Below are 11611 nucleotides of genomic sequence, written 5' to 3' on the forward strand. Positions count from 1 at the left end.
CGTACACCAGCGCGCCCTGTCGCTCACGCAGCTGTGTCGCCGCGTCCAGCAGCCACAGGAACCCCGCAGACGCCACGCCGCACACCACCCCCACCAACGCCCCGAGCACCAACCACTGCCCCAGCACTCGCGCTCCTCCCGTCCACCTCACCGCGCCTCCCTCCGAGACTGTTGAAACATCGTGAAACACCGCGTCATACGTCGCGGCGCGTCAGGAATCAGACAACCCAAGGGCGCGACACTTTGGGTTCCATGCAATCCGCGAATTCTGACTGCTCGCGTTATTCCAGTTTGCGGGTGATTCGCGAATCGACGGCGTGTAGCGTTCGGTTTCCCCCTACATTCCCCCAGCGGGAAGAAAAGAGAGCGGGCATGTCCTTCCGTCGCAATGGGCTGTCCTTCGTCGCCGTTGTCGCGGCCGCCACGGTGAGTGGTAGCGCGATGGCGAGCACCATCAACCAGAACACGTCGTGGACCATCGACCGGTCCACGTCCACGACGAAGTATCGCGTCGTGGCTTACGGCGACTCCATCTATGCGGGCTACAACGGTGGCATCGGTGGCGTTGCGCGCCGCGCGGCCCCCGTTGTCCAGGGCGAGTACCTGGCGAAGCTGTGGAACACGGACATCGAGGTCATCCGCCGCACGAAGTCCGGCGCGCGGGCCGACGACATCTACAACAACAAGATTGTCTCCGAGCGCTCGTACATGCAGACGGCCAACACGCGCGCCGTGATGTTCGAGATGTGCGGCAACGACTACCTGCAGGCGCGCAGCGCCTTCACGGACCAGACGGGCACCTGTAACTACAGCGGCCTGGAGGCGGCGCTGGCGGCCTGCACCACGTACACGGAGAGGGCCATGCAGGCCATCAACCAGTACGCGACCTCCGCCAAGGTCAAGATTGTCTCCAACATCTACTACCCGGGCTTCGCCGCGGACAACGTCCAGACGGCCTGCAAGGACTCGGCGACGGGTGCCACCATCAACAAGCAGGTGAAGTTCCTCCCCCTGCTGGCCCGCAGCAACTGGCGCACCTGCAACCTGGCGGCGCGGTACGGCTTCCAGTGCGCGGACTCCTTCGCGGAGATGATGGGCGCGGACTACGACTCGAACGGCGACGGCCAGGTGGACTCGGCCGCCCTGCGCTACGTCGCGGGTGAGACGGAGGATGCGTATGTCGCTCGCATCACCGGCGCGCTGCGCTCCACGCTGCGCGACGCGAACACGCACTTCGTCAACGCCAGCACCAGCTACGACTACATCCAGTCGGACAACACCCACCCGACGTACTTCGGCACCACCATCAGCGTGAGCATCTTCTCCGGCTCGGGCTCCGGCACGGGCGCGCCCCAGTTCACGGACGCACAGGTGGTCGACGGCAAGAACCCCGAGTGGAACAAGACGGGCCACGAGCGCATGGGCTGGGAGAGCGCCCGCTTCAACCCCACCGCTCCCTGATGCTCGCACCCGCGTCGGGCGGGTGAGCTTCACCTCGAGGCCTCCGACTCTCGCGAAGAGTCGGGGGCTTCGTCGTTTCCGGCGCCGCTCATGTCACATCAGGAAGCGCGACGCGGTGAAGGCCATGATGCCCGCGTAGTACCCGAGCCGGCAGAGCCACTCGACGCCCCTGCGCACGCCCCGCGTCCACGACGGCGTGAAGCGCGCCGCCGCCAGCGACACCAGCTCCGCCACGCCCCGCCAGAAGCACGCGATGAGCAGCAGGCTCAGCGTCACCGGCGCGTAGTAGCGACCGAACGAGAGCAGATAGGCCTTCAGCCCGTTGAGCTGGTACTCGCCGAACGGACCGCCGAAGGCGATGTACTGGTGCGCTCGGAAGAAGATGCCCGCGGGCACGAGCGGGAAGACGACGAGCTTGAGCACCAGGTGATACCAGCGCTTGCGCCACAGCTCCCGGCGCGCCCGCCCGTAGCGGACCAGCGGGTGTGTCACCGCGGCGCCCAGCGAGCCCTCGCGTCGAGCGAGCGCCTCCAGGAGCGGCACCGCGTCCTCGGCCTCCAGGCCGTAGCCGAGCGCGCGCCCTGACTTCAGGCGCAGCGTCAGCCCGGGCCCAGGGAGTGGCAGGCGCCAGGGACGCACGGACTCCACGGCGTCGAGCGGAATCTCCAGCCGGGCGCCGTCGCGCAGCGTGAGCGTCAGGGTGCTGGCGCCCACCTCCAGCGTGGCGCGGGCGCGCGAGCGCAGCACGGCCACCAGGGCCACGGGCAGACCTCCGCCCAGGACGAGGCTCCAGACGAGGGGCTCGGCCTTGAGCGTCTCCGCGCCCTCGAGGATGTCCCACAGCAACCAGGCGGTGAAGAAGAGCAGGCTGCCCACGGTGACGAAGCGGGCCGACATCGCCACGCCGCGTCGCGCGGTCGTCCAGGCGTGGAGCGTGAAGCGCTCGGGCTCGACGGTGGGCGAAGCCGTGGGCGGCGGCGCGCTGACAGGGAGGGTGTCGACGGAAGGGGAACTCATGGCGCGAGGGGCGGGGAGTGGTCGCCGGGAGTGGCCACATTGCCTCGGCGAGAGGGTGTCCGTAGCATACGCAGCGCGGAGGTCTCACGGCGAGCATGCGGCCGCAGCACCCATCCCCTGAACGGCGTGTCGACCGTGACGGCGTCACCCATGTCGCCCCGACTCGCTCCTCCCCTGGAGGCGGTGTCGCGCGGTGGCTGGTGGGCGGCGCGCTCGTCTTCACCGTGCTGTGCATCGCGCTGAGCGCGTGGCTGAGCGCCTCCGACGTGGAGGTGGAGGACACGCCCTATGTCGAAGCCCCGCCGCCGCCCGTCACCGCGCCTGAGCCCGTGGTGGCGCGCGCGCCCGTGCGCAGGCCGCCGGCGAAGGAGCCGCTGCTGGGGGATTCCACGCCCGTCATGGGGGAGCCCACCGCCCCGCCCGCGCCCGCCACGGAGCCCGACGTGCCCTCTTCCGGCCCCACGGGGATTCAGCTCTATCGCCCCGGCACCAAGCCGCTCAAGCGCGGCCTCGTCGTGCCCGAGGGCTTCGAGCTGCCTCCCGGCTACGTGCGCCACTACCAGTCCACGGACGAGGGTGAGCGCGTGGAGGCCATCCTGATGTTCCATCCGGACCACCAGCCCGTGGATGCGAACGGGCAGCCGCTGGAGATTCCAGAGAATCGCGTGGTGCCCGAGGAACTGGCGCCCCCAGGCATGCCCGTGCGCATGCTGGAGCTGCCGAAGTCCGACGAGTCCAAGGACACGCCTTGAAGATGCTGGGGCGTGAGGAGGCGTCATCCGGCCGGCGCTTCTCCGGGGGCCTGGGCGCCGTCCTCGCCACCACCCTGGCGCTGTGGGTGTTCTCGCTGCTCCGGATGCCGTGGACCCTGCTCGGCTGGGTGGCGCTGGTGCCGTGGCTGGTGGTGGTGGACCGGGCCCGCTCCTCGCGCGAGGCCCTGTTGCTGGGCGCGGGGCTCAGCGTCACCTTCAGCGCCGCCGTCCTCGGGTGGTTTCCGGGCGCGCTGCAGTCGTATTCGGGCGCGCCGCTGTGGCTGTGCTGGCTGTTGATGCTGCTCCTGGCGCCGGTGTTCCAGCTCCAGTTCCCTGTCACGGCGCTGGCGCGGCAGTTGGCGCGGCGCGCGGTGGGGAATCGGGCCGGGTGGTTGCCGCCCATGGTGAGCGTGCTGGTGTACGTGGGCGTGGAGTGGCTCGCGCCCAAGCCCTTCGCGGACACGCTGGGGCAGGGCTTCGTCTACTCGGAGCGACTGCGGCAGTTCGCAGACGTCGCGGGCGCGCCCGGGCTCACGCTGGCGCTGCTGTTCGTCAATGAGTGTGTGTTCGCGATGGGGCGCGCGTTCAGGACGCGCGGGGCTCCGGGCGCGCTGAAGCCCCTGGTGGCGGCGGTGGCGCTGGTGGTGGTGATGCTGGGCTATGGCTCCTTCCGCCTCGCCCAGTATGTGGTGGAGCGGAGCACACAGACGGCGCTGGTGGTGGGCGCGGTGCAGGCCAACATCATCAACTACGAGAAGCTCAAGGCGGAGCACGGCACCTACGAAGTGGTGCGGATGATTCTCGACACGCACTACGCGCTGTCGGACTCGCTGCTGCGCGAGGCTCCTCTGGATGTGCTCATCTGGCCGGAGACGGTGTACCCGACGCCCTTCGGCGTGCCCAAGAGCGAGGCGGGCGCGGAGCTGGACGCCGAGATTTCCGCCTATGTCGCCGCGCGGAACGTGCCGCTCATCTTCGGCTCGTATGACGTGGAGGGCGGAAAGGAGTTCAACGCCGCCATGTTCCTGTCACCGGGAGACAAAGAAGGAGAGGCCCCGACGCGCAAGGTGTACCGCAAGTCGAAGCTCTTCCCGTTGACGGAGTGGGTGCCGGAGCTCATCGACTCTCCGGGCCTGCGCGAGTGGCTGCCGTGGACGGGACGCTGGTCGCCGGGCGCGGGGCCGCGAACGGTGCTGTTGAAGCGGCGCGACGGGCGGATACTCAGGGTGGCGCCGCTCATCTGCTACGACACCCTCTTCCCCTCCTATGTCGCGGACGAGGCGACTGCCACCGCGGACCTGCTGCTCACGCTGTCGAATGACTCGTGGTTCGGGGGCACGCCCGGGCCCAGGCTGCACCTCACGCACGCGGTCTTCCGCAGCATCGAGACGCGCCGGCCCCAGGTGCGGGTGACGAACTCGGGCGTCTCCGCGCTCATCGACGACACGGGCGAAATCCTGACGGAGATTGGCGATGGCCAGCGCGGCACCGCCGTCATGCGCGTGCCCTGGCACACCGCGGGTTACTTCCTGGCGCGGAGGTGGGGCAATTGGCTGGGGCCCGTGGCGCTGGTGATGGCGGTGGCGCTGCTCGGCGGCGCGGTGCTCGGTGGACGGGGCGAGCGGTACTGACGCGGCGGCGCGGTGCTCGGTGGACGGGGCGAGCGGTACTGACGCGGCGGCGCGGTGCTCGGTGGACGGGGCGAGCGGTACTGACGCGGCGGCGCGCGGGTCATCGGAGGTGTTGCTCGCGACGACGCTCGCGGACTGCATGGTGCCCATCGCGGGCCGTGACGGGGTGAGGCCGTCGCGGAGAGGGGCCACCGCCGAAGCGGCTCTGCTCGCTCCAGGACAGTTCGCCACCCGACAGCGCGTCTGCGTGACACATCCTCGCGGCGGTGCGCGGCTGGCCGTTGTCGGCCCGCACCTCCGGAATTAGACGCTCCGAGCAGGCAGTTCTCACCCTGGAGCGCTCGCGCAATGATTGTCGGCCGGAGGCTCTCCTGGCACATCATCCTCCGCTACACGGGCATCCCCGTGGCCGTGCATGTCTTCTTCGCCCTGGCCATCGTCGTGGGCTATCGCGTGTTCGGCGCGTCCTGGATGGCGGTACCCACGATGCCCATCTCCGTGCTCGCCGCGGCGCTGGGCGTGCTGCTCGCCTTCCGCAACAACTCCGCCTACGACCGTTGGTGGGAGGCCCGCACGCTGTGGGGCGGCGTGGTGAACTGGTCTCGGACCTTCGCTCGTCAGGTGCTCACGCTGCTCCCCCGGCCCGGACGCCAGCCGGGTGACGAACTCACGGAGCTGGAGCTGGCCGCGGTGCCCTCGCGCCTGCTGCGCAGCGCGGTGGACCGCCCCAGTGCCCTGCTGACGGTGCGCGGCACGCGGGCGAGCGACGGCGCGGTCCGAGACAGGTTCGGTCAGGCACGGGTGCCCTCCGGGGCGCGCGACACGTCGGGCGAGGTCGCGGTGCTCGGAACTCCGCTCCAGGCCCAGGGCGAGCCGCGCGGCGTCATCACCCGCATGGTCGAAGACATCACCGAGGACGCACGCGAGCTGGTCTACGCGCAGATGGGCTTCGTACACGCGCTGCGCTGTCATCTGCGCCGTCAGGACCCGCTGCCGGAGATTGTCGCCTTCTTCCGGCCCGACGTCATCGACGCCCTGCGCGAGGAGCACAACGTCCCCTCCGCGATTCTGCTGTGGATGGCGACGCGCCTGCGCCGCATCTACGGCCAGGTGTCAGACCCGCAGAAGGTGCTGTTCCTCCACGTGACGATGGACCGGACACTGACCGAGATGACCAACCTGCTGGGCGCCTGTGAGCGCATCAAGAACACGCCGCTGCCGCGCCAGTATGACAGCCTGCTGTTCGCGATGACGCGCGCCTACCTGGTGCTGCTGCCGCTCGGTGTCGTGGAGGAGCTGGGCTGGCTCACTCCGGCCGTCACCGCCATCATCGCGTTCCTGTTCATCGGCCTGGACGCCGTCGGGCGGGATATCGAGACACCGTTCGAGGACGACCTCAGCGACACGCCGATGACGGCCCTCAGTCGGACCATCGAAATCAACCTGCGACAGATGCTCGGGGAGACGGAGCTTCCCCAGCCCGTGCAACCCAAGGACGGCCTGCTCTACTGAGGCCGCGAGCTTCTCGAATGGGCCCTGTCAGTGTGGCGCGGTCCGCTCCGGGTGCGCGCGTTGCGGAGGGTGCTGGCGGGGCGTATACCCGCGGCATCGTGTCTGGACTGTCGCGTCTCCTCACGCTCGTGCTGCTCCTCGGCTGGCAGGTCGCCGCCAGCGGTGTGGCGGGGCTGGGGCACTACTGCGAGAAGCAGGTCCAGACGCGCGCTTCCAAGTGCCGCTGCCATGAGCACTCGAAAGCGGACTCCTCCCACGCGGACTCCCACGGTCAGCCGACGCTCCAGTGGGACTGCTGCGAGGAGCCACACTGGGACCTGCCTGCTCCCACCGAGGGCAGTGTCTCCAGTGCCAGTCCCTTCGTCGCGCCGCCCGTCGCCGTGCCGCCGGTCGCCTGGCTGCCGCTCAAGGCGCCCGAGTGGGGCTCGCAACGCTCCCTGTCCCTCTGGAACATGCCCCCGTCACAGGGGCCTCCTGTCTTCCTCCGCATTCGCACGCTGCTCCTCTGAGCGCTCCGGCGCACGGGGCTGGCTCGTGGTGTGTCCTCGGTTCCTGTCGAGGCCCACGACTCACGGCTCCGTGCCCTGGGCGAGGTCGCGTCCCCGTGTCTCGGGGCACGCGCGCCCTCGCCTCCGGAACGCATTCAGGAGCCGTGTGCGCGAGGTCTGTCGCTCCGGCATGCCGTCAGCCCGCCTTCAGTAGAGCGAGACCATGGACATGATTTGGGAGTTGATGATTGGCACCGTGCTGTTGACGCTGCTCATCGTGGTGATGACGCCCGCGATGTGGAGCTCGAGAATCAGCCTGCGCGAGAAGCCCAAGGAGCACGAGAAGCACACCAAGCCCGACGCGTGAGGCTTGCTTCGAGGACGCGGCCACGTGGAGCGAAGTGGCCGCGTCCCTCGCGTCAGGGCACTAGAGCTTGCCGGCCTTCAGCTCGTCGACCAGGTGCGCGCTGGCTCGCACGGCGAGGGCCATCATCGTCAGCGTGGGGTTCTGCGGCCCCTGTGAGGGGAAGCTCGCGCCGTCCATGACGAGGAGGTTGGGTACGTCCCAGCTCTGGTTCCACGGGTTGAGCACGGACGTCTTCGCGTCAGTGCCCATGCGCGCGGTGCCCACCTCGTGGATGGCCATGCCCGGCGTGGACAGGGTGTCGTTCACCTTCTCCACCGTGAAGCCCGCTTCCTTCATCATCTCCTGACACGCCGCCACGGCGTCCTTGCACATCCGCAGCTCGTTCTCCGAGTGGCGGCAGTCGATGTGCGCCGCCGGAATCCCCCAGCGGTCCTTCACCGTGGCGCTCAACGTCACGCGGTTGCCCGCGCGCGGCACCATCTCCCCGAAGGGGACGAAGTGACAGCTGTCCGCGAAGGTGAAGACCTGCACGCCATAGCCTCGCGCGAAGCCCTCCTCGCGGGACGTGACGTTGCGGAACTGCGGAATGTACGCCCAGCTCTGCTCGGCGCGCTGCTGCTCGGGCGGCAGGTTCATCTTCGCTTCGATGCCGAGCAGGTACGTGTGGTCCATCAGGTTGCGGCCGAGCTGCCCCGAGGAGTTGCCCAGCCCGTCCGGGAACGCCGCGCTCTTCGAGTGCAACAGCAGCCGAGTCGTCTCGATGGTCCCCGCGGCCAGAATCACCACGCGGCCGTGCGCCTCGTGCGTCTTGCCGGATTCGGTGTCGACGTAGGTGACGCCGGTGACTCGGCCCGTCTTCGCGTCGTGCAGCACCTGGTTCACCACCGCGTGGGTGCGCAGGGTGAGGCGGCCCGTCTTCATCGCGGCGGGGAGGGTGATGGGGGCGCCCGCGGTGCGACGGACGACGACGCGGCGCTCGGGCCAGCGGCGCTCCACGTGTTGCTTGAGGTGTTGCTCGGCGGGGTTCATCGCGATGGAGGAGGCGAAGACGGAGTCGGGCAGCGTGTCCAGCCCGTCCGTGTTGCCGGAGAGGCCCATCCACCGCTCCACCGTCTCGTAGTGCGGCGCCAGCTCCGCCAGCGTCAGGGGCCAGTCCGGACCCTGGCCGTCGAGCCCGCCTGCCTTGAAGTTGAAGTCAGACAGCCGGTAGAACTGGCGGCCGTGCGCCTTCACCGACGTGCGCCCGCCGACCTGCCGTGCGCGAATCCACGTGAAGGGCGCGTCGCCCGGCGTCGTGTAGGGATTGTCGACGTCATCCACGAACGCGTGCGGATGGAAGGGCCACGCGAAGGTGGTGGACTGCACCGACTGGCGCTGCTTGCGCGTGGTGTCCGTCTCCGCCTGGTAGCCGAGCAGCTTCTGACGGAGGCGGTGCCACACCCAGAGCAGGCGGTCCGCCCGGTCGCTCCGCCCGGCCTCCAGCACCAGCACGTTCAAGCCCGCTTCCGTGAGCTGCTTGGCTGCCCAGCCGCCACACGCTCCGGAGCCCACCACCACCGCATCGAAAGTCTTCTTGGACGTGCTCACAGCATCCCTGCGAGTGCAAAGGTGATGCGCGGTATGCGTCACCGCGAGTTGAATCACGCCAGTGTAAGCTGGCACGCGCGAGGTTGACCATGGACGCCCCCCTGTGTCGCGGGTGACTCGCGTGAAGCTGGACGGGCAGCCGGGCATGACCCGGGGAAGGTGTTTCATGAAGGGCTGGAGGGTTGTCGCGGGCGTGCTGGTGTTGGGGGTGCTCGTCGCCCTGGCCCTCTTCGGACGGGCCCTGCGCCACTCGGAGGCGTACTTCCACTATCCCCGCACGCCTCCCACGCGGCCCGTTGATTTCGCGCAGGCGCAAGACGTGCGTTTGTTCACCGAGGATGGGCTGGAATTGCGTGGCTGGTATGTGCCCTCGCGCAACCGCGCCGCCGTGGTGATGGCGCATGGGTTATCCCAGACACGCGCGGACCTGCTGCCGGAGGCGCGCATCCTGCGCGACGCGGGCTACGGCGTGCTGCTGTTCGATTTGCGCGCCCATGGCGAGAGCCAGGGTGAGACCTCCACGTGGGGTGACAAGGAGCGGCTGGACGTGCGCGCCGCGCTGGCCTTCGTGCGAGCTCGCCCTGACGTGGACCCCGGGAAGGTGGCGGCCCTCGGGTTTTCAATTGGCTCGGCCGCCGTGGCGGAGGTCGCCGCGAAGGACACGGGCGTGCGCGCGGTGGTGCTGCTGTCTCCGTTCAACACGTTGTGGCTGGCGGCGGCGTATGACTTTCGCCGCTTCGGCTTCGTGTCCCAGTCCGGCGCGCTGGTGCCCTTCTGGCGCCGGGGAATCGCGCTCGACGAGGTGCGCACCATCGACGCGGTGGACCACATCCGTCCCCGGCCGCTGCTCATCGTCATGGGCACGGAAGAGTCGGGACAGCCGCTCGCGGACGAGCTGTTCGCCCACGTGCGCGAGTACGCCCAGACGTGGCGCATCCAGGGCGCGAGTCATGGAGGCTTCAGTGACGTGGAGCCCCAGGAGTATCCCCGCCGACTGCGCGCCTTTTTCGATGCGGCGCTGCTGTCGGGCGGGGAGGGGGTTGCCGGAAGCGCGGCCCCGGCGGTGCCCTGACGACGACGGTCAGGCGACCTTCGGGGTTTCCTTCTCGCGGGCCTCGAGCGCTTCCAGGTCCTTGAGGAACGCGCGGCCCTTGTCCGCGTCCGTCATGTAGACGAAGGCGGCCATGCCCTTGAGCTGCTCCAGGGACTCGCCCTCGCGGCCGGGCTTGCCCTTCTGGCGGTTGTGGATGGCGGCGCGCAGGCGGCGCACCACGTCGCGCGGGACTCGCGCGGACGCCACGCCGTCCCGGGCCTTGTTCACCACCAGCCCGGTGACTTGCTGACGCGTGCCCTTGCGGCTCACCCGCGTCTTGTCCGGGTGAACGCGGAAGCCCTCGTCCTCGACGACTTCCTTCACGCGCGCGAGCAGCACCGACACCGCGGGGCCCTGCGCCCGCTTCGCCTTGGGTTGCTTCGTCTTCGTCCAGGAGAAGGTGAGGTCGTCCGCGTAGCGCGTGTAGATGAAGCCCAGGCGCTTCGACAGCGCGGACAGGCGCTTGTCCAGCTTGAGGCACAGCGCGTTGGTGATGCCGGGAGACGTGGGCGCGCCCTGCGGCAGCGCGCGGGGACCCTTGGCGACGTAGAGCGTCTTGCCGCGGAACTGCACCGTCTCGCGAGGCGCCTCGGTGGCCATCAGCGACAGCAGCGTGGCGGTGTTCTCCTGCAAGCCGCCCTTGCGCAGCAGGCCCTTCACCCGCCGCCACGTCACGGTGGGGAAGAAGTCCTTCAAGTCCACCTTCACCACCACGTCCGCGCCGTGGTGGGCGAGCGCGTTGGTGAGGATGGAGCGTCCCGCGACGAAGCCGTGCGCCGCGCCGTGCACGGGCAGCCGCTCCACCACGTTGGACAGCACCCAGCGCTGGGCCTGCTTCAGCTCCGGCTTGGGGGACGTAATCGTGCGCGTGCCGCCGTCGCGCTTGGGGATGCCCCAGCTGATGTAGTGCGAGCCGGTGTCCACCTCGCGGTGGAACGCGAACCAGCGCAGCTTGGCGACGCTCAGTCCCAGCGCCTTGGCGAGCGCGTCTACGGTGCCCAGCTCCGGCAGGCCGTTGGACTTCGCGCGCTCCTCGCGGTGGGCGACGTCGAACTTGTCGGAGCCGGCGTCTTCCTTCCAGTGCACACCAGCGCCCAGATGGCTGATGTGCGTGGCGTTCCAGGCCTGATGAGCCTGGCGGCCCAGGGCGCGGAGCTCGGCGGCCTCGGCCTTCTTCTTCTCCTTCCAGGCGGTCTTCTCCTTCTCGGAGGCGCCGGAGAAGTCCAGGTCCGCCACGGCGAGGCCGCGCGAGACGAGCTGGCCCTGGGCCCACGACTCGGCGCCGCCTGCTTCGACGATGGCCTTCCAGCGGATGAGCAGGGCTTCATGCGCGGCGCGGCGGGCCTCGCGCTGGGCGACCGCGTTGGCGGCGGGAGCCTGGGGCGCGGGGGTGGCAACGGCCTGCGGCGCTGCTGCGGGGACGAACGACTCCAGCCTGGCGGTCATGTCAGAACCTCGAGGGGGCGCGTCGGCGTCGGACGAGGCGGGCAATCATCACGAGCAGTCGAGGGAGGCCAGGAAAGCACCACCATCTTACCTGGTGCACGGTAGCCTCACCGGCTCTCCCCTCCTAGGCACTACGGCCTGCGGGGGCAAACGGCGATCGCGTCGTTGGCTCAGCTGCCCCCGCAGGCCGTAGTGCCTAGGAGGGAGAGAGCCAAGAACAGGCTACCTTGCGGAGAGTGTCCTGCATTCCAACCGGA

Annotated in this window: 10 protein-coding genes; 7 read left to right on the forward strand and 3 right to left on the reverse strand. The window is 69.4% G+C overall.

Translation table 11 applies throughout. The features are described from left to right. Positions 1-372: 372 nt before the first annotated feature. On the forward strand, positions 373-1461 hold the full coding sequence (locus HR086_RS13090; protein WP_141644499.1) for an SGNH/GDSL hydrolase family protein: 1089 nt from the start codon (positions 373-375) through the stop codon (positions 1459-1461). A gap of 93 nt (positions 1462-1554) precedes the next feature. Here HR086_RS13090 and HR086_RS13095 read toward each other — a convergent pair whose 3' ends face one another. Further along, entirely contained in the window at positions 1555-2478 is a 924-nt protein-coding gene (locus tag HR086_RS13095) for a hypothetical protein (protein ID WP_174465784.1), read from the reverse strand. 95 nt (positions 2479-2573) lie between these two features. Here HR086_RS13095 and HR086_RS13100 point away from each other — a divergent pair, with 95 nt between their 5' ends. The 5 genes from HR086_RS13100 (at position 2574) to HR086_RS13120 (ending at position 7228) form a co-directional block, all read left to right on the forward strand. Beyond that, positions 2574-3230, forward strand: a complete 657-nt coding sequence (locus tag HR086_RS13100; RefSeq protein ID WP_174465785.1) for a hypothetical protein — start codon at positions 2574-2576, stop codon at positions 3228-3230. A 2-nt stretch (positions 3231-3232) separates the two neighbouring features. Beyond that, the gene (lnt, locus tag HR086_RS13105; protein WP_174465795.1) at positions 3233-4861 is read left to right on the forward strand and encodes an apolipoprotein N-acyltransferase; all 1629 of its coding nucleotides are present in this window, start codon (positions 3233-3235) and stop codon (positions 4859-4861) included. A gap of 348 nt (positions 4862-5209) precedes the next feature. Further along, positions 5210-6373: a bestrophin family protein gene (locus HR086_RS13110; protein WP_174455987.1), complete on the forward strand. Its 1164-nt coding sequence runs from the start codon at positions 5210-5212 to the stop codon at positions 6371-6373. Positions 6374-6471: 98 nt separating this feature from the next. Further along, positions 6472-6882, forward strand: a complete 411-nt coding sequence (locus tag HR086_RS13115) for a hypothetical protein (RefSeq protein WP_246137334.1) — start codon at positions 6472-6474, stop codon at positions 6880-6882. A gap of 202 nt (positions 6883-7084) precedes the next feature. Continuing rightward, positions 7085-7228 carry a hypothetical protein gene (locus HR086_RS13120; protein ID WP_174455985.1) on the forward strand — a complete coding sequence of 48 codons (144 nt, stop codon included), beginning with the start codon at positions 7085-7087 and terminating at the stop codon, positions 7226-7228. Positions 7229-7288: 60 nt separating this feature from the next. On the opposite strand, the gene HR086_RS13125 is transcribed toward HR086_RS13120, so the two are convergent. Continuing rightward, the gene (locus HR086_RS13125; RefSeq protein ID WP_174465786.1) at positions 7289-8815 is read right to left on the reverse strand and encodes a GMC family oxidoreductase; all 1527 of its coding nucleotides are present in this window, start codon (positions 8813-8815) and stop codon (positions 7289-7291) included. A gap of 166 nt (positions 8816-8981) precedes the next feature. Between HR086_RS13125 and HR086_RS13130 the strand changes: the two genes are divergently transcribed. After that, positions 8982-9887, forward strand: coding sequence for an alpha/beta hydrolase (locus HR086_RS13130; RefSeq protein WP_174465787.1), 906 nt, complete (start codon positions 8982-8984; stop codon positions 9885-9887). Positions 9888-9896: 9 nt separating this feature from the next. Here the strand turns inward: HR086_RS13130 and HR086_RS13135 are convergent, their stop codons facing one another. Next, positions 9897-11354: a reverse transcriptase family protein gene (locus tag HR086_RS13135; RefSeq protein WP_174465788.1), complete on the reverse strand. Its 1458-nt coding sequence runs from the start codon at positions 11352-11354 to the stop codon at positions 9897-9899. Positions 11355-11611: the final 257 nt, after the last annotated feature.

It is taken from the genome of Myxococcus sp. CA039A, from assembly GCF_013336645.1.
In the GTDB taxonomy this organism is placed as follows: domain Bacteria; phylum Myxococcota; class Myxococcia; order Myxococcales; family Myxococcaceae; genus Myxococcus; species Myxococcus llanfairpwllgwyngyllgogerychwyrndrobwllllantysiliogogogochensis.

Bases quoted from the DNA above. Each gene is read 5' to 3' on its own strand.
- HR086_RS13090 (WP_141644499.1), top strand. From the start codon at position 373: ATGTCCTTCCGTCGCAATGGGCTGTCCTTCGTCGCCGTTGTCGCGGCC.
- HR086_RS13095 (WP_174465784.1), bottom strand. From the start codon at position 2,478: ATGAGTTCCCCTTCCGTCGACACCCTCCCTGTCAGCGCGCCGCCGCCC.
- HR086_RS13100 (WP_174465785.1), top strand. From the start codon at position 2,574: ATGCGGCCGCAGCACCCATCCCCTGAACGGCGTGTCGACCGTGACGGC.
- lnt (WP_174465795.1), top strand. From the start codon at position 3,233: ATGCTGGGGCGTGAGGAGGCGTCATCCGGCCGGCGCTTCTCCGGGGGC.
- HR086_RS13110 (WP_174455987.1), top strand. From the start codon at position 5,210: ATGATTGTCGGCCGGAGGCTCTCCTGGCACATCATCCTCCGCTACACG.
- HR086_RS13120 (WP_174455985.1), top strand. From the start codon at position 7,085: ATGGACATGATTTGGGAGTTGATGATTGGCACCGTGCTGTTGACGCTG.
- HR086_RS13130 (WP_174465787.1), top strand. From the start codon at position 8,982: ATGAAGGGCTGGAGGGTTGTCGCGGGCGTGCTGGTGTTGGGGGTGCTC.
- HR086_RS13135 (WP_174465788.1), bottom strand. From the start codon at position 11,354: ATGACCGCCAGGCTGGAGTCGTTCGTCCCCGCAGCAGCGCCGCAGGCC.